Here is a 21,310-nt window from a genome sequence, read left to right as displayed (position 1 = left end):
TTCCTAAAAAGGCCGCCGACAACCGCCTTCTCGCGTCTTAACCACGTAATACAGCCCGTTGCTCCCTCCCTGCCCCTGGGCTAGAACCGGCGGAAATTCTCCTCCTCGAAAGATCCCAACGACCGTGAAACTGCTGCGTGGTGCCTGGAAACTCCTGGTCGGGATCAAGGACTTCATGGTCCTGGCCCTGTTGTTGTTGTTTTTCGGAATAATGTTTGCCGCGTTGAATGCGCGGCCGGGGGCGAAGCCGATCGGGTCGGGTGCGCTGGTGCTCGATCTGGACGGGCGCCTCGTCGAGCAGCCGACCGAGGTCGATCCGCTGGCGGGGCTCGGTGGCGGTGGCGTGCTGCGCGAGGCGCGGGCGCGCGACGTGATCCGGGCGCTCGACAGCGCGCGCGGCGATGCGCGTGTGAAAGCCGTGGTGCTTGATCTCGACCGCTTCACCGGCGGCTACCCCGCGACGATCGCAGATGTCGCCGCAGCGGTCGGCCGGGTGCGCGCCAGCGGGAAGCCGGTGCTGGCCTATGCGACCGGCTATACCGACGCGAGCTACCTGATCGCGGCGAACGCGTCCGAGGTCTGGATGAACCCGCTGGGCGGGACGCTGCTGATGGGACCGGGCGGGTCGCAACTCTATTACAAGGGGCTGATCGACAAGCTGGGCGTCAACGTCCACGTCTATCGCGTCGGGCAGTTCAAGTCGGCGGTCGAGCCCTATATCCTGACCGGCCAGTCGGAGCCGGCGCGCGCGGCGAGCGAGGCGCTGTACGGATCGCTGCTGGAGCAATGGCGCCAGAACGTCGCCAAGGCGCGACCCAAGGCGCGCGTCGCCGAACTGCTGGCCCAGCCCGACGTGCTGGTGCGCGCGGCCGGCGGCGACATGGCCAAGATGAACGTCCAGATGGGCCTGGTGGACAAGCTGGGCGACCGCATCGCGTTCGACGCGCGCGTCGCGCAGCTGGCGGGTCCGGGGACCGGCAAGATGGCCGGCCGCTATGCCGCGATCACCGCGAAGGACTGGCTGGCCGCCAACCCGCTGCCGACCACGGGCGACAAGATCGGCATCGTCACGGTCGCCGGCGATATCGTCGACGGCAAGGCGCGCGCGGGCACCGCGGGCAGCGAGACGATCGCCAAGCTACTGCGCGACGCGCTGGCCAAGAACGACCTGAAGGCACTGGTCGTGCGCGTCGATTCGCCCGGCGGATCGGTCACCGCGTCGGAGGAAATCCGCCAGGCGGTGTTGCAGGCCAAGGCCAAGGGGCTGCCGGTCGTCGTCTCGATGGCAGGCCTGGCGGCGTCGGGCGGCTACTGGGTGTCCACCGCGGGCGATGCCATCTTTGCCGAGCCGAACACGATCACCGGCTCGATCGGCATCTTCGGCGTCTTGCCGAGCTTCGAGAACAGCCTGGCCAAGATCGGCGTCACCGCGGACGGCGTGCGGACGTCGCCGCTGTCGGGTCAGCCGGACGTCTATCGCGGCTTCACCCCGGCGCTCGACACCGTCATCCAGTCGACGATCGAGGCGGGCTATGCCCGGTTCGTCAATCTGGTGGCGACGTCGCGCAAGATGACGCCGGCCCGCGTCAACGAGATCGCGCAGGGCCGCGTATGGGACGGCGGGACCGCGCGCCAGTTGGGGCTGATCGACCGCTTCGGCGGGCTGGACGAGGCGGTGGCCGAGGCGGCACGCCGCGCGAAGATCGATCCGGCGGGTGCGCGCCGCGTCTATCTGGAACAGCCGCAGACGTGGCGTGCGCAGCTTGCGGAACTGCTGGCGCGCGACACCGACGATGCCGACAGCGGCGGTCAGGCGAGCGATCCGATCGCTCGCATCGCCGACCAGCGCCGCGCCGTCTTCGCCCAGGCAATCGCCGACGCGCGCCGCCTGGCGACCGCGCCGTCGATGCAGGTGCGTTGTCTAGAGTGCGCGGCGCTCGCCCCGGTCAACCCATCCGCGGCCGATCGCACGATCGCCGAGGCGCTGTTCGCAAGGATCGCAGCATGGTGAGCATTCGCGGCGCGCGGGCAGAGGACGCGGCGGCCATCGCCGCGATCTACGCACCCTATGTCCTGGGCGGCACCGTTTCGTTCGAAACCGAAGCGCCCGACGCGCGCGCGATGGCGAAACGGATCGCGGCGTCGGACGGCCTCTACCCCTGGCTGGTCGCTACGCCGGGCGAGGACGATGCGGGCGTGCTCGCCTATGCCTATGCCACGCGCTTCCGCGACCGTCCGGCCTATAAGTGGACGGTGGAGACGTCGCTCTACGTCGCCGGGCCGGTGCAGGGTCAGGGTGTCGGGCGGCTTTTGTATGAGGCGCTGATCGATACGCTCCGCGCGCAAGGATTCGTCCAGGCGATCGGCGTCATCGCCCTACCCAACGACCAGTCGATCAAGACGCACGAGGCGGTCGGCTTCCGCCGCGCCGGCGTCTATCGCGAGATCGGCTTCAAGCAGGGGCGATGGATCGACGTCGGCTTCTGGCAATGCGCGCTGCGCGATGCCGAAGCGAAACCGGTCGATCCGCGACCGTTCAACGAAACGGGCGTCGTGCGCGGCTGATCGCATCGCGGTTGATCGAGGCAGGCGCGCCCGGCAAAGGCTGCGTCATGCGTAACCTTATATCCTCGCTCGCCCTCCCCGCCCTGCTGTCTGCCGCGCCGGCGGCGGCCGATGAGGACATCCAGGGCTGGACCGGCGTCGTCGCGCAGGGCGCGGTGAAGGGTGATCTCTATGTCTGGCTAGAAGGGCAGGCCCGCTTCACCGACGACATCGGCCAACTCGGCCAATTCATCCTGCGCCCCGCCGCGGGGGTCCGCTTCGCGCCAGACGCAAGCGCGATCGCGGGCTATGCTTATGTCCAGACGCGGTCGTCGGCGGGGGCCATTACCCGCGAACATCGCCCCTGGCAGCAGGTGCAGTTCGCGCTGGTCCGCAATGGGGCGGGCAAACCGGTCGTGACCAGTCGCACGCGGCTGGAACAACGGATGGTGGAGGGGCGGAACCGGACCGGCTGGCGGCTGCGCCAGTTCGTCCGCGCCGGTGTGCCCATCTCGCGTTCGGGCGTGCAGGCGGTCGTGTTCAGCGAAGGGTTCTTCAACCTCAATTCGACCGACTTCGGCGCACGGTCGGGGGTCGACCAGTGGCGCAATTTCGTCGGGCTGGGTCTGCCGGTCGGTAAGAAGGCGCGGCTGGAGCCGGGCTATCTCAACCAGCGCGTGTTCAGGCCGGGTGAAGACCGGACCAACCATGTCTTGAACGCGACGCTGTTCGTGACGCTGTAACTTGGTCCCATCACTCGTTCCGTCATCCCCGCGAAGGCGGGGGTGACGGTGATTGGGAAAGCTACTGCCGCCGACCATAAGCCGGCAGCGCCAGCTTCCACGCGATCGCCGCCGCGCGCAGCCCGAAGCCTGCCGCCGCCGCGCCGATCGCCGCCAGCCACAGCGGCGCGCCTATCGCATGCAGCGCGACATAGAGCCCGGCCGCCAGCGCTGCCGCGGTCACATAGAGTTCCGGCCGCATGATGATCGACGGCTCGCCCGCCAGCACGTCGCGGATCACGCCGCCGACGCACGCCGTCACCACGCCCATCAGCGCGGCGGGCACCGGCGGGATGCCGAATGCCACCGACTTGGCCGCGCCGAACACGGCGTAGACCGCCAACCCCAACGCGTCGAACCAGTCGAGTGCCGGGCCGCGCCACCACCGCTCCGGCGTCGACCAGATGATCGCCGCCGCCGCCAGGCACACCGCCGCGACCCAGGGATCATGCGTCCAGAACACCGGCGCTCCGATGAGCAGATCGCGCACCGACCCGCCGCCAACGCCCGTCACCAGCGCAAAAAAACCCGCGGTGACGAAGGTCTGGTTCGCCCGTGTCGCAGCGAGCGCGCCCGACGTCGCGAACACCGCGATGCCGAACAGGTCGAGATAGGGCAGGACATGGCCCAAGGGTGCGGCGATCGGCGTCATCGCTCCGCCTTACGCGCCCGGCGCCAGCGGAGCGAGCGCGTGTTGAGTTCAGCGAGGTCGACGGTACCCGCGATGGCCCCCTCCCCCAGCACCACGGCTCGCGCGAGGATTGCATCGGGTGCGTGCGCATAGGCTGGGCGCTGTACGATCGTATCATACCAGACACCGTCGCAGGCCGCGTCGAGCAGGATACGCTGAAAACAATGATCCGCGCGCACCGGCCAGTCCCGCGCGTCCGCCAGCGCGGGCAACTCGCGGCGGGTTATGTCGAGCCAACGGGCTTCAAGGGCGGCGCGATCGGTAGCCATCGCGTCCTGTGTAGGCGAGCCGGGGGCCGCCACAACCCGGGAGCCCGATCGCCGTTGCGAATCCCCCCTGACAAGCGCGCCGCGCTTCGCCATAGCGGGAGCGATGACGCGCTATCCTGCATCGCTCGCCGCTGCTGCCGTCGCCCTGGCCGCCCTCGCCGGCTTCGTCGATGCGGTCGCCTGGATCGAACTGCTCGGCTTCTTCGCATCGTTTATGAGCGGCAATTCGACCCGAATCGCGATCGGAGTTGCGACCGGCGACTGGGTGGCGGTGCGGATCGGCGGCGGGCTGGTCATGATGTTCCTGTCGGGCGTGATCGCGGCCAGCGTCGTCGGCCATCGCTTCGCCGGACGACACAAGGCACCGGTCATGCTGGTCGTCACCGTCGCCCTGACCGCAGCGGCATGTTCGGCATGGTGGGGCTATGTGATGGCACCGCTCCTGCTGCTCGCCTTCGCGATGGGCGCCGAAAACGGCGTATTCAACCGCGACGGCGAAGTCACGATCGGCCTGACCTATATGACCGGCACGCTGGTGCGCATGGGGCAACGGCTGGCGGCTACCCTGATGCGCGCGCCGGGCGATCACGCGTGGGGGCCGTATCTGATGCTCTGGCTGGGTTTCGTGTGCGGCGGTGTGCTGGGCGCGCTGGCGAGCCGAGCGTCGCTGGCCATGGCCGTGACGGTGGCGGCGGTGCTGGCAGGGGTACTGACGGTGGTGTTGAGCGCGCTGACGGGACGCGAAGGGCGCGTGCGGCGAGTTTAATTCGATACCGCGGCTCTCCCGCGAATGCGGGAGCCCAGAGCCACGAGCGATACCCCTGCGAAACCTTAGGCTCCCGCCTTCGCGGGAGCACGATGCCCCCACCACCGTTCGTACTGAGCTTGTCGAAGCATCGTACTTCGTGCCGCAAGCGGTACGCGAGGGTATCGCAGAACGGTGCTTCGACAGGCTCAGCACGAACGGGGAATGAGTGCCGTCCCCACCCGTTCGGGCTGAGCCTGTCGAAGCCCTGCCCTTTCTTCGTTGCCGCGGATTTGGGGCACGAAGAAGGGCAGCCCTTCGACAAGCTCAGGGCGAACGGTGGGAGCGGAACGCGCCGCGGCAAAGCCGCGCCGCAGCTTGCGCTGCGGCTTGGCGCGATCAGATGTGTATCGGCTTGCCCTGCACCGCCATCGCGGCTTCCTTGATCGCCTCGCTGTGCGTCGGATGCGCGTGGCAGGTGTAGGCGATGTCTTCGCTAGTCGCGCCGAATTCCATCGCCTGCGCGATCTGCGCGATCATCGTGCCGCCGGGCACCGCGATGACCCACGCGCCGAGCACGCGATCGGTCTTGGCATCCGAGATGACCTTCACGAAGCCATCGGGCTCGTGGTTGGTCTTGGCGCGGCTGTTGGCCATCATCGGGAATTTGCCGACCTTGACCTCGCCCTTTTCCTTGGCCTGCTCCTCGGTCAGGCCGACGCCGGCGATCTCGGGCCAGGTGTAGACGACGCTAGGGATGATGTCGTGGTTCACGATCCCGGTCTGGCCGGCGATATTCTCGGCGACCGCGATGCCTTCGTCCTCGGCCTTGTGCGCCAGCATCGGCCCCGGCACCACGTCGCCGATCGCCCAGACGCCATCGGCCTTGGTGCGGAAGTCGTGGTCGATCTCGATCTGACCGCGCTGGTTGGTCGACAGACCCGCCGCCTCCAGGTTCAGCCCGTCGGTGTTCGGGCGGCGGCCGATCGACACCAGCACGACGTCGGCATCGAGCGTCGTCGCCTCGCCACCCTGAGCCGGCTCCAGCGTCAGTGTCGCGCTGTCGCCGTTGTTGACGATGCCGGTGACCTTGGTCGACAGCTTGAACTCGATCCCCTGCTTCTTGAAGATCTTGTTCGCTTCCTTGCGGATCTCACCGTCGAAGCCCGGCAGGATCTGGTCGAGGAACTCGACGCAAGTGACCTTGGCGCCCAGACGCCGCCAGACCGAGCCCAGCTCCAGCCCGATCACGCCGCCGCCGATGACGACCATGTGGTTCGGCACCTTGGCCAGCTCCAGCGCGCCGGTCGAATCGACGATGACCGTCTGATCGATCTCGACGCCCGGCAGCGGCGTGACCGACGATCCGGTCGCGATGACGATGTTCTTCGCGGTCACGGTCTGGCCGGCGACGTCGACGCTGTGCGCGTCCTTGAACGCGGCCTTGCCCTTTAGCCAGGTGACCTTGTTCTTCTTGAACAGGAACTCGATGCCGCCGGTCAGCTGCTTCACCGCATCGCGGCGCTGACCGTGCATGGTGTCGAGATCGAGCTCGGGCGTCACCTTGATGCCCAGCTTCGCCATCGTACCGTTGGCGGCGTGGTCGAACAGTTCGGAGGCATGCAGCATCGCCTTCGACGGAATGCAGCCGACGTTGAGGCAGGTGCCGCCCAGCGTCTCGCGGCTTTCCGCACACGCGGTCTTGAGGCCCAGCTGCGCCGCACGGATCGCGGCGACATAGCCACCGGGGCCAGCGCCGATCACGAGGACGTCGTAGTCGTATTCAGCCATTGTCTTCTCCGGTCGGAAACGGCCTGCGACGCGTGCCGTCCTTCGTAATGATGGTCATGTGATCGGCGACGATGCCGCGTTCAAGTTCGGCGAGGATCAGGTCTGTCGTGCCCTGCCAATCCCGGTGCAGAGTGCGGGTGTAAAGGATCGCGCGCGGTGCCCGTCGAAGTTCCTGGAAGATCAGATTGCCGAAATCGCCGTCGTTGGTGATGAGGACCAAGTCGCCGATGTCTGGACGCGCCAGAATGTCGGGGTCTTCGGTTCCGGCGCTGCTTTCCCTGATCCACTCGACGGTTCGTCCCGTCGCTCGCAACGCGAAGACCACCTTGCGATGGACATTCTCGTCGGCGAACAGACGCATCGTCAGGCAGCTTCCCGTTGCGCGGCGGACGCCTCCTTCACCAACAGATCATGGGTAAAGCCGACCGCGGCACGCACGTCCGCCTCCGTCAGATGATCGTGGGCGTCGAGGATTTCGGCAGTGGACGCACCCTCGGCCAGATACTCCAGGATCAGTTCGACCGAGATGCGGGTGCCCCGCACGATCGGCTTGCCGCCTAGGATATTCGGATTCGAATAGATGCGTTCACGCCAGTCCATCATCGCCTCACAGGTCGATCAAAATCCGCGTCGGGTCTTCGATAGCATTCTTCAGCGCGACGAGGAACGTCACCGCCTCGCGGCCGTCGATCAGGCGGTGATCGTAGCTGAGCGCGAGGTACATCATGGGCCGCACGACGACCTGGCCGTCGCGGACTACGGGTCTGTCCTCGATGCGGTGGAGGCCGAGCACCGCCGACTGCGGCGGGTTGATGATCGGGGTCGACATCAGCGAGCCGAACACGCCGCCGTTGGAGATGGTGAAGGTGCCGCCCTTCATCTCGTCCATCTTCAGCGTACCGTCCTTGGCGCGCTTGCCGAAGTCGCCGATGGTCTTTTCGATGCCGGCGACCGACAGATCCTGCGCGTCACGGATCACGGGGACGACCAGGCCGCCCGGCGACGACACCGCGACCGAGATGTCGGCATAATCATGATAGACGATCTCGTCGCCTTCGATCGACGCGTTGACGGCCGGGATGTCCTTCAGCGCCATCGTCGCGGCCTTCACGAAGAAGCCCATGAAGCCCAGGCGGACGCCGTGCTTCTTCTCGAACAGATCCTTGTACTTGGCGCGCGCCTCGATCACCGCGGTCATGTCGACGTCGTTGAACGTCGTCAGCATCGCCGCCGTGTTCTGCGCTTCCTTAAGGCGCTTGGCGATCGTCTGGCGAAGACGGGTCATCTTGACTCGCTCCTCGCGACGCTCGCCGCCCGTGGTCGGAGCCGGCGCGGCAGCGGGCGCCGAGGCCTGCGGAGCCGGTGCCGACTTGGCGGCCAGCACGTCGTCCTTGGTCAGGCGGCCGTCCTTGCCGGTGCCCTTGATCGTCGCTGGATCGACGCCGGTTTCCAGCACCGCGCGGCGGACCGACGGGCTGAGCGCGGCCGGGGTGTCACCACCGCTCGCCGGGGCCTGCTGACCGGCGGCTTCGGCCGGTGCGGGTGCCGCAGCAGCCGGAGCAGGCTTGGCCGCCGCGCCGTCCCCGGCCTCGATCACGCCGATCGTCGCGCCGACGGCGACGGTATCGCCGACCTGCACGCCATATTCGCCCATCACACCGGCGACCGGCGCGGGGACTTCGACGGAGACCTTGTCGGTTTCCAGGCTGGCGATGGGCTCGTCGGCGGCGACCGCCTCACCCGGCTTCTTCAGCCATTCACCTAGCGTGGCTTCGGTGATCGATTCGCCCAGGACGGGGACTTTGATTTCGGTGCTCATTGCAGCTTCCTCAAAACCGTTCGGGCTGAGCTTGTCGAAGCCCTGTACTTTCTTCCGGGAAGAAGAAGGGCAGCCCTTCGACAAGCTCAGGGCGAACGGGATAGGTTAGTCTCTCGGTTACGCGCCGGCCTTCCCGGCCGTCTTGGGGTCTTCGGTCTTCTGCGCGCGGCGGATTTCCTCGCGCACGTTATGGCCCAGTGCGTCGGCGACGAGGGCCGCCTGTTCGAGCTGGTGCCGCTTCATCAGGCCGGTGGCCGGCGATGCGGAAGCCGCACGGCCGGCGTAGCGGGCACGACGGACGCGGCAGTCGGTGTTGGCCAGGGCTTCCTCGATCAGCGGTTCGACGAAGAACCAGTAGCCGTTGTTCTTCGGCTCTTCCTGCGCCCACACGATCTCTTCGAGGTTCGGCATGTTGCGCACGCGCTCGGCCAGCGGCTCGCCCGGGAAGGGATAGAGCTGCTCGATGCGGACGATCTGCGTGTCCGTATCGCCCGCCGCGTCGCGCGCCTCCATCAGGTCGTAGGCGACCTTGCCGGTGCACAGGACCAGACGACGCGTGTTCGCGTCCGACGGCGCCTTGGGGTCGGACAGGATGCGGCGGAAGTGGCTGTCGGTCTGGAAATCCTCGGCCTTGCTGACCGCCAGCTTGTGCCGCAGCAGCGACTTGGGCGTCATGACGATCAGGGGCTTGCGGAACGACCGGTGCATCTGCCGGCGCAGCAGGTGGAAATAGTTCGCTGGCGTGGTGCAGTTGGCGACTTGGATATTGTCCTGCGCGCAAGCTTGGAGGAACCGCTCCGGACGCGCCGACGAGTGTTCCGGCCCCTGGCCTTCATACCCGTGCGGCAGCAGCATCACGAGGCCGTTGGCGCGGAGCCATTTCGACTCGCCCGACGTGATGAACTGGTCGATCATGATCTGCGCGCCGTTCACGAAGTCGCCGAACTGCGCTTCCCACAGCACCAAAGTCTTCGGATCGGCGAGCGCGAAACCATATTCGAAGCCAAGCACACCATATTCGCTGAGCGGCGAATCCAGCACTTCGAACCGGCCGTGCGGCAGGGTCGTGAGCGGGACGTACTTATGCTCGTCGGTCTGGTCGACCCACACCGCATGGCGCTGGCTGAACGTGCCGCGGCCTGAGTCCTGGCCCGACAGGCGGACGCCGTACCCTTCCGACATCAGCGAGCCGAACGCGAGCGCCTCGCCGGTCGCCCAGTCGAAATTCTCGCCGGTCGTGAACATGTTGCGCTTGGCATCGAGCACGCGGGCCAGCGTCTTGTGGATCTGGATGCTGTCCGGCACCGTCGTCAGCGTGCGGCCGAGGCTGTCGAACAGCTTCTTGTCGATGCCCGTCTCGACGTTGCGGCGGCTGCCTTCGCTGTCGGCCGGCGCGTGAAGCCCCGACCAGCGACCGGCGAACCAGTCCGCCTTGTTGGGCTTGTACGAGGCACCCGCCTCGAACTCGCCTTCCATCATCGTGTCGAACTGCTTCCACTGATCGTCGATCCACGCCTGGTCGACGACACCTTCGGCGATCAGCCGGTCACCGTAGATCTTGCTGACACCCGGATGCTGCTTGATCTTGGCGTACATCAGCGGCTGGGTGAACGACGGCTCGTCGCCTTCGTTGTGACCGAAGCGGCGATAGCACCACATGTCGATCACGACGTCGCGGTGGAAGGTCTGGCGGAACTCGATCGCCATCTTGGTGGCGAAGGTCACCGCTTCGGGATCGTCGCCGTTGACGTGGAAGATCGGCGCCTGGACGCCCTTGGCCACGTCCGACGGATACGGCGAGCTGCGCGCGAACTGCGGGCTCGTCGTGAAGCCGACCTGGTTGTTGATGATGAAGTGGACGCAGCCGCCGGTGTTGTAGCCGCGGATGCCGGAGAAGCCGAAGCATTCCCAGACAATTCCCTGCCCCGCCATTGCGGCGTCGCCGTGGATGAGCACGGGCAGCGACGCCTTGTGCTCGGTCAGGTCGTTCGCCAGCGTCTGAATCGCGCGGGTCTTGCCCAGCACAACCGGGTCCGCCGCCTCAAGGTGCGACGGGTTGGCGACCAGCGACATATGGACCTTGATCCCGTCGAATTCACGGTCGGTCGAGGTGCCCAAATGGTACTTAACGTCGCCCGAGCCGCCGACGTCCTCGGGGTTCGAGGAACCGCCCGAGAATTCGTGGAAGATCGCGCGGTAGGGCTTCGCCATCACGTTGGCGAGCACGTTCAGGCGGCCGCGGTGGGCCATGCCGTAGACGATCTCGCGGACGCCCTGCTGGCCGCCATACTTGATGACGCTTTCCAGCGCCGGGATCATGCTTTCGCCGCCGTCGAGGCCGAAACGCTTGGTGCCGACGTACTTCTTGCCGAGGAACTTCTCATAGCCCTCGGCGTGGATCACCTTGCTGAGAATCGCCTTCTTGCCGTCCGGCGTGAACTGGATCGCCTTGTCGCGGCCCTCCATCCGGTCCTGCAGGAACTTGCGCTCCTCCACGTCCGCGATGTGCATATATTCCAGGCCGACGTTGCCGCAGTAGTTGGCGCGCAGGATCGTCACCAGCTCGCGGATCGTCGCGCTCTGAAGGCCGAGAACGCCGCCGAGATAGACGGGCGTATCGATCTGATCGTCGGTGAAGCCGTGATATTCGGTGCGCAAATCCTCCGGCAGCTCGCGGGTCGACAGGCCCAGCGGGTCGAGGTTCGCCGCCAGGTGGCCGCGCACGCGATAGGTGCGAATCAGCGTCATTGCGCGGATCGACGCATCGGCCGCAGCGCGGATCGCATCCGGCGAGGCGGCCGGAGCGGCAGCGGGTGCAGGCTTGGCACCGGGCTTCGCGGGCTTGGGCGCGGGCTCCATCTGCATCGGGTCGAGCCCCGCGGTGAGCGCGTCCGTCTCCGTCAGCGGCCAGCTCTTCTTCGCCCAGGACGGCCCCGTAGCGGCACCCTCCAGCCCCTCGAAGAAGTCACGCCAGCCGGGTTCGAGCCCCGACGGGTCGCTCTTGTACTTCGCGTAGAGCGTGTCGACGAACGCCTGCGAAACACCGCCGGCGATATCCGAAAAATCCTGGCCTTCGTAGCCCATTACCACGTCCTCACTTCCCCTCTCCCCGTGGGAGAGGGTTGCGCAGACTTAGGCCTGCAAGGCCTTAGTCGGAGCTGGGTGAGGGTGTCCCGCTATCGATAGCGGGCTCCCCTCATCCAACCTTCGCTAGCGAGCAAGCTCGCAAGCTGCGGTATCCTTCTCCCTCTAGAGAAGGTTTACTTGCTCAACACCGAGACCAGCGTCTCGCCCAGCAGGCTGGGCGAATCCGCGACCTTGATGCCGGCGGCTTCCATCGCCGCGATCTTGCTCTCGGCGTCGCCCTTGCCGCCCGACACGATCGCGCCGGCGTGGCCCATGCGACGACCCGGAGGCGCCGTGCGGCCCGCGATGAAGCCGGCCATCGGCTTCTTGCGGCCACGCTTGGCCTCGTCGATCAGGAACTGCGCGGCCTGCTCCTCGGCGTCGCCGCCGATTTCACCGATCATGATGATGGATTCGGTCGCGTCGTCGGCCAGGAACAGTTCCAGCACGTCGATGAAGTTGGTGCCGTTGACCGGATCGCCACCGATGCCGACCGCGGTGGTCTGGCCCAGGCCGGCGTTGGTCGTCTGGAACACCGCCTCATAGGTCAGCGTGCCCGAACGCGACACGACGCCGACACTACCCTTGGAGAAGATGCTGCCCGGCATGATGCCGATCTTGCACTCGCCCGGCGTCAGCACGCCCGGGCAGTTCGGGCCGATCAGGCGCGACTTGCTGCCCGAGAGCGCACGCTTCACCTTGACCATGTCGAGCACCGGAATGCCCTCCGTGATGCAGACGATCAGCGGCACTTCGGCGTCGATCGCTTCGAGGATCGAATCCGCGGCGAAGGGCGGCGGCACGTAGATGACCGACGCGTCGGCGCCGGTCTTGGTGACCGCTTCGGCGACGGTGTTGAACACCGGCAGGCCGAGGTGCTCGGTGCCGCCCTTCCCCGGCGTGACGCCGCCGACCATCTGCGTGCCGTAATCCAGCGCCGCCTTGGTGTGGAAGCTGCCGGTCTCCCCGGTCATGCCCTGGGTGATGACCTTGGTGTTCTTGTTGACGAGGATGCTCATGCTGTCTCCGCATTCCCAGTTATCGAACCGAACAGATCATCCCACCGCGGGTTCATCTCTTCGATCAGCCGCAGCTTCCACGGCCTGTTCCATTTCTTGATCCGCCGTTCGCGCAATCGCGCTTCCTGCAAATCGTCATGTGCTTCATACCAGACGAGGAGGACGCACCTCGTTTCGCTGGTGAATTCGCCGCCTACGCCGTTTCGATGCTGCCAGATCCGCTGGATCAGATTGCTGGTCGAACCGGTGTAGATCGTTCCGTTGCGCTGGCTGGCGACGATGTAAACGTAACCGGCCTTCATCTCACACTCCCGTGCTCCCGCGAAGGCGGGAGCCTAGGGTTACTGAGGTCGTCGCTCAATAACCCTGGGCACCCGCCTGCGCGGGTGCACCCAAGAGATCAATTCAGCGAACCATCGATGCCCTTGCAGGCGACCAGCAGTTCCTTGACCGCGTCGACCGAGACCTGGAGGTTGGCCTTCGCCTCATCCGACAGCTTCACTTCGACGACCTTCTCGACGCCGTCCTTGCCGATCACCACCGGCACGCCGACGTACAGGTCATCGACGCCATACTGGCCGGTCAGGTGCGCCGCGGCGGGCAGGATGCGCTTCTGGTCGTAGAGATAGGCTTCCGCCATCGCGATGCCGCTGGTGGCGGGCGCGTAATAGGCCGAGCCGGTCTTCAGCAGCGCGACGATCTCGCCGCCGCCGCCGCGGGTGCGCTTGATGATTTCGTCGACGCGCTCCTGGGTCGACATGCCCATCGCGATCAGGTCGCTGACCGGGATACCGCTGACGGTCGAATATTCGAGCACCGGGACCATCGTGTCGCCGTGGCCGCCGAGCACGAAGGTGTTGATATCCTTCACCGACACCTTGAACTCTTCGGCGAGGAAGTGGCTGAAGCGCGCCGAATCGAGCACGCCGGCCATGCCGACGACCTTCTGATGCGGCAGACCCGAGAATTCACGCAACGCCCAGACCATCGCGTCGAGCGGATTGGTGATGCAGATCACGAACGCGTCGGGGGCGTGTTCGGCGATGCCTTCGCCGACCGCCTTCATCACCTTCAGGTTGATGCCCAGCAGGTCGTCGCGGCTCATGCCCGGCTTGCGGGCGACACCGGCGGTGACGATGATGACGTCGGCGCCGGCGATGTCGGCATAATCGTTCGAGCCGATGATGGTGGCGTCGAAGCCTTCGACCGGACCGCACTGCGACAGGTCGAGCGCCTTGCCCTGCGGCACGCCTTCGACGACGTCGAACAGCACGATGTCGCCCAGCCCCTTCAGGGCGGCCAGGTGCGCGAGCGTGCCGCCGATATTACCGGCGCCGATCAGCGCGATCTTCTTGCGAGCCAAAACCGTCTCTCCCTTCGCGAAATTCAAGGATCGGGCGCGCCCGATTTCAAACCCTATACAGACGCGCGAAAGTCGGATGCGGCCTTAGGCCCATCGCGCGACGGGGGCAACCCGTAAAGCGGACGGGTTAACGAGTTTTACTGCATATCGTTCGCAATAGCGTTAAGGCGAAGGAAGATCGGTTTATAGACGGTGCGAAGGCGCGAACAGAAGCGATGCGTGTAAAGGCGTTTAGGCTTGGCCCACCACTCACCTCCGTCATTCCCGCGAAGGCGGGAATAGATAGTCGCTGATGGAGGTGAGTCTCAGGTCGCTCAGCGACTATTGATCCCCGCCTTCGCGGGGATGACGGTGGCGGGGGCCTGGATGCGGCGACATGGGCACCCTCTTCGCGCCCTCGCGCCTTCTCTGAACCAATTCTTCTATTCCGCTACTCCGCCCCATGCCCCAGCGCGAGGTAGTCGGCCGAGCGCATCTCCATCAGCCGGCTTGCGGTCCGTTCAAATTCGAACGCGCCGTCGCCTGCGACATAGAGGTCGTCCGGTTCCGCATCCGCGGTCGCCAGCAGCTTCACCTTATGCTCGTAGAGCGCGTCGATCAGCGTTACGAACCGCGCCGCTTCGTTGCGGTTCTCCGGCCCCATCCTCGGGATGCCGACCACGATCACCGTGTGAAAATGCCGCGCGATGGCGAGATAGTCGGGCACGCCGCGCGGTTCGCCGCACAGGCGCTTGAAGCTGAACACGCCGACGCCCTTCAGGCTTTTCGGCACATGCAGCACGCGCCCGCCCGGGATCGGCAGATCCTCGCTCGGCACATTCGCGCGGTCGGCGGGGTCGAAGTCGGTCAGGCGGAAGAAGGCTTGCGTGACCGCCTGAGTCGCAGCGTCGCCGGTGGGTACGTGCCACGTCTCGCCGCTGCCGAGCCGATCGAGCCGATAGTCGGTCGGACCGTTCAAGGCGATCACGTCCATCTTCGCCTCGATCAGCGCGATGAACGGCAGGAAAAGGTGGCGGTTGAGGCCGTTCTTGTAGAGTTCGGACGGCGCCCGGTTCGAGGTCGCGACGATCGTCACGCCGTGATCGAACAGGCCGGTGAACAGACGGCTCAGGATCGCCGCATCGGCCATGTTGGTGACGACCAGTTCGTCGAAGGCGAGAACGCGGACGTCGGCGGCGATCGCGGCGGCGACCGGGGGGATCGGGTCGCCCGCCTCCCTCTCACGCTCGCGGCGCAGGCGGTCGTGCACCTCGGCCATGAATTCGTGGAAATGGACGCGACGCTTCTGATCGATCTTCAGGCAGGCATGGAACAGGTCCATCAGCATCGACTTGCCGCGCCCTACCCCGCCCCACATGTAGAGCCCGCGGGGCGGTTCGGGCGTGCGGCCGAACAGGCGGCCGAGGAGCCCCGGCTTTTGCTGGGTTTCGAGTTCCGTCGCCAGCGCGGCAAGGCGGCGGGCGGCGTCGGCCTGCGCGGGATCGGGGCGGAGTTCTCCGCTGGCGACCAGGGCTTCGTAGCGGGCGAGGACGGTGGGCATGGGTTAGGTCATCGCTCGCGGGACGAAGAAGGGCAGCATTTCGACAAGCTCAGTGCGAACGGTTGAGGGAGAGTGCACCACCCTCCCCGTTCGTGCTGAGCCTGTCGAAGCACTGCCCTTCTTCTTCAAATCTAACGCTCGCGGCTCGCAGAACGGTGATGGGTCAGCCTCCGAACCGTCAGATGATCCGCTCGGCTTCCATCTTCTTGATCTCCGCGATCGCCTTCGCCGGGCTCAAGCCCTTCGGGCACGCATTCGCGCAGTTCATGATCGTGTGGCAGCGGTACAGGCGGAACGGATCCTCCAGTGCGTCGAGACGCTCGCCGGTCATCTCGTCGCGGCTATCGGCCAGCCAGCGATAGGCCTGGAGCAGGATCGCCGGGCCGAGGAACTTGTCGCTGTTCCACCAATAGCTGGGGCAGCTGGTCGAGCAACAGGCGCACAGGATGCACTCGTACAGGCCATCGAGCTGCTCGCGCTGCTCGGGCGACTGGAGTCGCTCCTTGCCCGAGGGCGGCGGGGTGACGGTCTGGAGCCACGGCTTGATCGACGCATACTGCGCATAGAAGTGGGTGAAGTCGGGAACGAGGTCCTTGATCACATCCATCGCCGGCAGCGGGGTGATGCGGACCTCACCCTTGATGTCCTCAATCGCGGTCGTGCAGGCGAGGCCGTTCTTGCCGCCGAGGTTCATCGAGCACGAGCCGCAGATTCCCTCGCGGCACGAGCGGCGGAAGGTCAGCGACGGGTCCTGCTCCGCCTTAATCTTGATGAGCGCGTCGAGGACCATCGGGCCGCAGTCGTCGAGGTCGATCTCGAACGTGTCATAACGCGGATTCTCACCCGTCGTCGGGTCGTACCGATAGATTTTGAACGATTTTACACGGCTCGCCCCGGCCGGCGCCTTGTGCACGCGGCCCTTGCCCGTGATCTTGCTGTTCTTCGGCAGGGTGAACTCGGCCATCGCTCAATCTCGTCCTTCGCGGTTGCGGCACGCGAAAGCACGGGTTTCGCGGGTGCGTCAACCATGTAGGATCAAATCACGTCGAGGACGAGGCCCATCGCCATCGCTTCCTCGCAATCGATGTACCAGTTGTTCGGCGCCTTGCGGAGCAGTTCGTCGTAATCGACGCTCGATCCGGCGATCAGCGCGCGGAAGCCCTCCTCCTCGATGGCGATCGACTGTTCGATCTCGTGCAGCTTGCCCTTCAGATTGGCGATCTGCATCCGCAGCGGGCCGTTCAGTTCGACGGTCGCGGTCATCTGACGCTCGTGGATCAGCAGGCGGGTGCCGCGGGTTAGGAAGCGCTTGTCGTTGGGGAACGCCGCCATGAAGGTCGCGCCCGCCGAATAGACTGCGACCTTGCCCAGGAACAACGTCTCGCGACCGGCATATTCGCCGATCAGCCGCACATCGTCGCCCATCGCGCGCGCGACCTCGGGATCGCCGCCAAGCGTGGTGATCGAGAAGACGAGGCTTCCTTCCTGCGGCGCGTCGAGGATCTGCTGTCGGAAGCTGTCGTACATCGCGTCGTTCACCGTGCCGTGCAGGTGGACATGCGGGTGGGCGAGCAGCGGATATTGGCGGGCGTTGGGCTTGGTTTGATCCATGCCGCGCGCAACAAGCCAATATGGGTTATGTTCCGCCGGCAGGAGTATTTGGTCGCGGCGGCGACAGACGTAAACCTCAGCAGACCTCCGCCGTATTCTTCGGGATCGGCCCGAGCGGGATGCGCATCGGCGAGCGATACCAGGGGTCGCCGGCAAGGTGGTGACTGCGTCCATAGACCTTGCCCAGCACCGCGTAGAGCGCGGGGTCGTAGCGCTTGAGATCCTTGGGGCCGAGGATGCGCGTGCCATCGACAACCGTCAGCCGGTTCGATTCGAACCAGGTCTGCGTCCCTTCCGCCCAATATTCATCGATGGTCGTCAGCGCATATTCGTCCGTCCAGCGCCCGTCGCGCTTCGCGGCGGCATAAGCGGCCTCCAGCCGGGCGTAGAGCGGTGCATCGATCGCGCGGATCGCGTGCAGAAGGACATGGCTGAATTCGTGGACGAAGATCGTCTCGCCATAATAGCGCGAATAGGGGTCGCCCAGCAGATCCTCCGCCCCCGCGCTGGTCAGGATGCCGCCCATGCCGCGCGCGCGATTATTCCAATAGTCCGCATCCGACTTTCTGCCGATCCGCTCGTCGTAATGTTTGCGCTCGCACCGCGTCAGGCGCAGGTCGTCGCGCTCGGGCTTCTTCCAGTGCCGCTGTTCGGGCAGGTCCAGCGTCCCCTCCCCCAGCGACATGATCGCGATGCGATAGCCGTGCGCGACGAGCCAGCGGGCGAGTTCGGGGCGGTGGCGCACCATTCCCTCGACCAGCGAACGCGCGGTCAGCAGCGCGGGGTCGGGCACGGCGCGCGACGACAGGATTGGCAAGCCGGCCGCCTCGACATATTTTTCGTAGAAGGGATCGACCTTCAGTGTCGGCGGCGGCGCGGTGATCGTGGGACTCGCGGCGCCCAGCAGCAGCGCGGTGGCAAGCAGCTTCATGTCACGGCCTGCCGCGCGTGGAACTCGGGCCGATCCCAGCGTCCGGTCGACAGGATATCGGCGAGCACCGTCACCGCCCGCTCGACGTCCGCCATATCATTGTAGAGCGGCGCGAAGCCGAAGCGCAGGATATCGGGCGCACGAAAGTCGCCGATGACATCCTCGACGATCAGCGCCTGCATCACGGCATAGGCCTGTGGGTGGCGAAACCCGACCTGACTGCCGCGGGCGCGCGGATCGCGCGGCGATGCCAACGTCACGTCCGGGCATCGCGCCTCGACCCCGGCGATGAAGGCTTCGCTCAACGCGATGGAGCGGGCGCGGACATCGGTCATCTCGACGCCCTCCCAGGCATCGAGCGCGGCGTCGAGCACGGCGAGTGCGATGACCGCCGGGGTGCCGACGCGCATCCGCTCGATCCCCTTGCCCGGTCGATAGTCGAGGTCGAAGGCGAAGGGCGCGGCATGGCCCATCCAGCCCGACAGTGCGGGCAGCGCAGCGTCGTGATGTTCGGGCGCGACATAGATGAAGGCCGGGGCGCCGGGGCCGCCGTTGAGGTATTTATAGGTGCAGCCGACCGCGAAATCGGCCCGACCTGTCGACACGTCGACCTCGACCGCGCCGGCGGAGTGGGCGAGATCCCAGATGGCGAGCGCGCCCGCCCCATGCGCCTTTTCGGTCAGCGCGGGCATGTCGTGGCGGCGACCGGTGCGATAGTCGACTTCGGTCAGCAGCGTGACGGCGACGCTCTCGTCGATCGCGTCCGCGACATCTTCGGGCGCGACGACCTTCAGCCGGTAATCGGACCCAAGCGACGCGAGCAGTCCCTGCGCCATATAGAGGTCAGTCGGAAAATTGCCGCTGTCCGACAGCACCACGCGCCGGTCGGGCCGCATCGCCAGTGCCGAGGCGAGCGCCTGATAGACCTTGATGCTGAGGGTATCGCCCATCACCACGCTGCCCTGCGGCGCGCCGATCAGCCGTGCGATCCGATCCCCGACCCGCGCCGGAGCGGCCATCCAGCCGGCGGCATTCCAACCGCGGATCAAAAGGTCGCCCCATTCCTCGACAACGACCCGGCGCGCCCGATCCTGCGCGGCGATCGGCATGGGGCCGAGGGAATTGCCGTCGAGGTAGGTGACGCCCGGCGGCAGGTGAAACAGCGCGCGAGTGGCGGCGAAATCGGTCATGGCGGGGTGATGGGGACGCGAAGCGGCGAGGTCAACGCACCAAAATCCTCCCCTGCAAGGGGAGGTGGCAGCGCGAATCGCTGACGGAGGGGTGTCCCGCTATCGACGAGGCCCGAGAGTTTCCGACAAACACTTGCCCCTTCCGTGTTCCCGCGCAGGCGGGAACCCAGGGCCAAGCAATACAACAGCGTCTGTCCCTCTGGCCCTGGGCTCCCGCCTTCGCGGGAGCACCGACGGGGATTTTACGCGGAGGCCTTGCCACTAGGATAGCTCGACACCCCTCCGTCAGCGCTTCGCGCTGCCACCTCCCCTTGCAGGGGAGGATCGGAAAGCCCTCTTGCGGCCTGCTCGCCAACCTCTACAGACAAAAGAGAACACTTATGAAAACGGTTACAGCAGAGAGGGCGAGATGAGCACACGGCCGGCACCCCAGACGGGCGCCAACACGACGGCGGCGTTCGCGACCGTCACCACGCTGTTCTTCGCCTGGGGGTTCATCACTTCGCTGATCGACCCATTGGTCGCGGCGGTGAAGGGCATCTTCTCGCTGACCGACCTTCAGGCGCAGCTTTCGGCATCGGCCTTCTTCATCGCCTACGGCGTGATGAGCTTCCCCGCCGCCTCACTGCTCAGCCGGCGCAAGTCGGTGCCGACCGTGCTGATCGCGCTGGTGCTGATGATCGCGGGCTGCCTCATCATGCTCGGCGCCGCCAATGCCGCGGTCTACAGCCTGGTGCTGCTGGGGCTGTTCGTGCTGGCGAGCGGGATCACCATCCTGCAGGTCGCGGCCAATCCGCTCGCCGCCGTGCTCGGCGCGCCGGAAAAGAGCCATTTCCGCCTGACCTTCAGCCAGGCGTTCAACAGCCTCGGCACGTTCCTCGGCCCCTGGATCGGCGCGACCTTGTTCCTGAAGGGCGTCGAGGTGAAGGAAGGCACGGTCATCACCGAAGCCGTGCGCCAGACGGCGCTCGGCGGCATCGACCGCGCCTTCTTCTGGATCGCCGGCCTGCTCGTGCTGCTGCTGCTGTTCTTCTTCACGATGCGCAAACTGGTCGCCGCAGCGGCGCCCGACAGCGCCGCGCCCAAGGGATTCGGGGCGGCGATTTCCGAAGCGCTGGCCTCGCGCTGGGCGGTTCTCGGCGGCCTGGGCATCTTCCTCTACGTCGGCGCCGAAGTCGCGATCGGGACGCAGATGGCACTGTTCCTGAACTCGGACGCGATCTGGGGCCAGTCGGATGCGGCGTTCGGCGTCCCGCTGCTCGGCCTCGCGATGGGCAGCGACGGCGTACCCGGCGTGTCGCTGCTGGAGGCAGGCAAGGCCGTGTCCTTCTATTGGGGCGGCGCGATGGTCGGGCGGATCATCGGCTCGGCGCTGCTGACGCGCTTCCCCGCCGCTCGGCTGATGGCGGTGTTCGCCGCCGTCAATGTCGGCATCGCCAGCTACGTGCTGCTGGTCGGCGGCGTCGGTGCGGGCTTTGCCGCGCTGTCGATGGGGCTGTTCAACTCGATCATGTTCCCGGTGATCTTCACCCTGACGCTGGAGCGGTCGACGGCCAGCCAGGAAGCCACGTCGGGATTCCTGTGCTTCTCGATCGTCGGTGGTGCGGCGATCCCGCCGCTGACCGGCCTCGTGTCCGGCGCGACCGGCAGCTATGCGACCGCGTTCATCGTTCCGGCCGCCTGCTATGCCGCGCTGGTCGTCTTCGCGCTGGCGGCAGCGCGGGCGAAGGTGCGTTCGACGGGTGAGCCGCCGGCATCGACGATTCACTAAGCATACCCCCGTCATTCCCGCGCAGGCGGGAATCCATCTCCCGCGCTCGCCTGCTGCTCGTCCGGGAGATGGGTTCCCGCCTTCGCGGGAACGACGGATGGGACGACCGAGCGTTTCG

The 21,310-nt window shown here is 66.3% G+C and carries 20 protein-coding genes; 5 read left to right on the top strand and 15 right to left on the bottom strand.

Annotated elements, in window-relative coordinates:
• Positions 1–124 precede the first annotated feature (124 nt).
• The 3 genes from sppA to ACFSC3_RS04650 are packed head-to-tail and all read left to right on the top strand — an operon-like array spanning position 125 to position 3,287.
• Complete coding sequence (gene sppA, locus ACFSC3_RS04660) at positions 125–2,011, top strand: signal peptide peptidase SppA (protein ID WP_380939215.1); 1,887 nt, start codon at positions 125–127, stop codon at positions 2,009–2,011.
• On the top strand, positions 2,005–2,565 hold the full coding sequence (locus ACFSC3_RS04655) for a GNAT family N-acetyltransferase (RefSeq protein ID WP_380939213.1): 561 nt from the start codon (positions 2,005–2,007) through the stop codon (positions 2,563–2,565). The genes sppA and ACFSC3_RS04655 overlap by 7 nt, the downstream gene beginning before the upstream one ends.
• Before the next feature lie 47 nt (positions 2,566–2,612).
• Positions 2,613–3,287: a DUF2490 domain-containing protein gene (locus ACFSC3_RS04650; protein ID WP_380939211.1), complete on the top strand. Its 675-nt coding sequence runs from the start codon at positions 2,613–2,615 to the stop codon at positions 3,285–3,287.
• A 61-nt stretch (positions 3,288–3,348) separates the two neighbouring features.
• Here ACFSC3_RS04650 and ACFSC3_RS04645 read toward each other — a convergent pair whose 3' ends face one another.
• Together ACFSC3_RS04645 and ACFSC3_RS04640 are read right to left on the bottom strand one after the other, a co-directional pair.
• Complete coding sequence (locus ACFSC3_RS04645; RefSeq protein ID WP_380939209.1) at positions 3,349–3,978, bottom strand: trimeric intracellular cation channel family protein; 630 nt, start codon at positions 3,976–3,978, stop codon at positions 3,349–3,351.
• On the bottom strand, positions 3,975–4,286 hold the full coding sequence (locus ACFSC3_RS04640; protein ID WP_380939207.1) for a GCN5-related N-acetyltransferase: 312 nt from the start codon (positions 4,284–4,286) through the stop codon (positions 3,975–3,977). Before ACFSC3_RS04640 ends, ACFSC3_RS04645 begins: the two co-directional genes overlap by 4 nt.
• A gap of 103 nt (positions 4,287–4,389) precedes the next feature.
• On the opposite strand from ACFSC3_RS04640, the gene ACFSC3_RS04635 reads away from it, so the two are divergent.
• Positions 4,390–5,052, top strand: a complete 663-nt coding sequence (locus ACFSC3_RS04635) for a YoaK family protein (RefSeq protein ID WP_380939205.1) — start codon at positions 4,390–4,392, stop codon at positions 5,050–5,052.
• Between the two features lie 378 nt (positions 5,053–5,430).
• On the opposite strand, the gene lpdA is transcribed toward ACFSC3_RS04635, so the two are convergent.
• From lpdA to kynU, 13 genes are all read right to left on the bottom strand, one after another.
• A complete protein-coding gene (lpdA, locus tag ACFSC3_RS04630; RefSeq protein ID WP_380939203.1) occupies positions 5,431–6,822 on the bottom strand; it encodes a dihydrolipoyl dehydrogenase in 1,392 nt (463 codons plus the stop codon).
• Positions 6,815–7,183: a DUF5615 family PIN-like protein gene (locus tag ACFSC3_RS04625; RefSeq protein WP_380939201.1), complete on the bottom strand. Its 369-nt coding sequence runs from the start codon at positions 7,181–7,183 to the stop codon at positions 6,815–6,817. Before ACFSC3_RS04625 ends, lpdA begins: the two co-directional genes overlap by 8 nt.
• Positions 7,184–7,185: 2 nt before the next feature.
• Entirely contained in the window at positions 7,186–7,425 is a 240-nt protein-coding gene (locus ACFSC3_RS04620) for a DUF433 domain-containing protein (protein ID WP_380939199.1), read from the bottom strand.
• 4 nt (positions 7,426–7,429) lie between these two features.
• The gene (gene odhB, locus ACFSC3_RS04615; RefSeq protein ID WP_380939197.1) at positions 7,430–8,641 is read right to left on the bottom strand and encodes a 2-oxoglutarate dehydrogenase complex dihydrolipoyllysine-residue succinyltransferase; all 1,212 of its coding nucleotides are present in this window, start codon (positions 8,639–8,641) and stop codon (positions 7,430–7,432) included.
• 117 nt (positions 8,642–8,758) lie between these two features.
• Positions 8,759–11,725: a 2-oxoglutarate dehydrogenase E1 component gene (locus ACFSC3_RS04610; RefSeq protein ID WP_380939195.1), complete on the bottom strand. Its 2,967-nt coding sequence runs from the start codon at positions 11,723–11,725 to the stop codon at positions 8,759–8,761.
• 176 nt (positions 11,726–11,901) lie between these two features.
• Positions 11,902–12,786, bottom strand: a complete 885-nt coding sequence (gene sucD, locus ACFSC3_RS04605; RefSeq protein ID WP_205494485.1) for a succinate--CoA ligase subunit alpha — start codon at positions 12,784–12,786, stop codon at positions 11,902–11,904.
• Positions 12,783–13,088 carry a GIY-YIG nuclease family protein gene (locus ACFSC3_RS04600; protein WP_380939193.1) on the bottom strand — a complete coding sequence of 102 codons (306 nt, stop codon included), beginning with the start codon at positions 13,086–13,088 and terminating at the stop codon, positions 12,783–12,785. Before ACFSC3_RS04600 ends, sucD begins: the two co-directional genes overlap by 4 nt.
• Before the next feature lie 98 nt (positions 13,089–13,186).
• The gene (gene mdh / locus ACFSC3_RS04595; protein WP_380939191.1) at positions 13,187–14,149 is read right to left on the bottom strand and encodes a malate dehydrogenase; all 963 of its coding nucleotides are present in this window, start codon (positions 14,147–14,149) and stop codon (positions 13,187–13,189) included.
• A gap of 430 nt (positions 14,150–14,579) precedes the next feature.
• A complete protein-coding gene (zapE, locus tag ACFSC3_RS04590; protein ID WP_380939189.1) occupies positions 14,580–15,689 on the bottom strand; it encodes a cell division protein ZapE in 1,110 nt (369 codons plus the stop codon).
• Between the two features lie 178 nt (positions 15,690–15,867).
• A complete protein-coding gene (locus tag ACFSC3_RS04585) occupies positions 15,868–16,653 on the bottom strand; it encodes a succinate dehydrogenase iron-sulfur subunit (protein ID WP_380939187.1) in 786 nt (261 codons plus the stop codon).
• A gap of 71 nt (positions 16,654–16,724) precedes the next feature.
• On the bottom strand, positions 16,725–17,300 hold the full coding sequence (locus ACFSC3_RS04580) for an ATP-dependent Clp protease proteolytic subunit (protein ID WP_380939186.1): 576 nt from the start codon (positions 17,298–17,300) through the stop codon (positions 16,725–16,727).
• A 76-nt stretch (positions 17,301–17,376) separates the two neighbouring features.
• Entirely contained in the window at positions 17,377–18,231 is an 855-nt protein-coding gene (locus ACFSC3_RS04575; RefSeq protein WP_380939185.1) for a glycoside hydrolase, read from the bottom strand.
• Positions 18,228–19,421, bottom strand: coding sequence for a kynureninase (gene kynU / locus ACFSC3_RS04570; protein WP_380939184.1), 1,194 nt, complete (start codon positions 19,419–19,421; stop codon positions 18,228–18,230). The genes ACFSC3_RS04575 and kynU overlap by 4 nt, the downstream gene beginning before the upstream one ends.
• Positions 19,422–19,830: 409 nt before the next feature.
• On the opposite strand from kynU, the gene ACFSC3_RS04565 reads away from it, so the two are divergent.
• Entirely contained in the window at positions 19,831–21,192 is a 1,362-nt protein-coding gene (locus tag ACFSC3_RS04565) for an MFS transporter (RefSeq protein ID WP_380939183.1), read from the top strand.
• Positions 21,193–21,310 lie beyond the last annotated feature (118 nt).

It is taken from the genome of Sphingomonas floccifaciens (assembly GCF_042681125.1).
In the GTDB taxonomy this organism is placed as follows: domain Bacteria; phylum Pseudomonadota; class Alphaproteobacteria; order Sphingomonadales; family Sphingomonadaceae; genus Sphingomonas; species Sphingomonas floccifaciens.
This window is presented reverse-complemented; position numbering and strand designations above follow the sequence as displayed.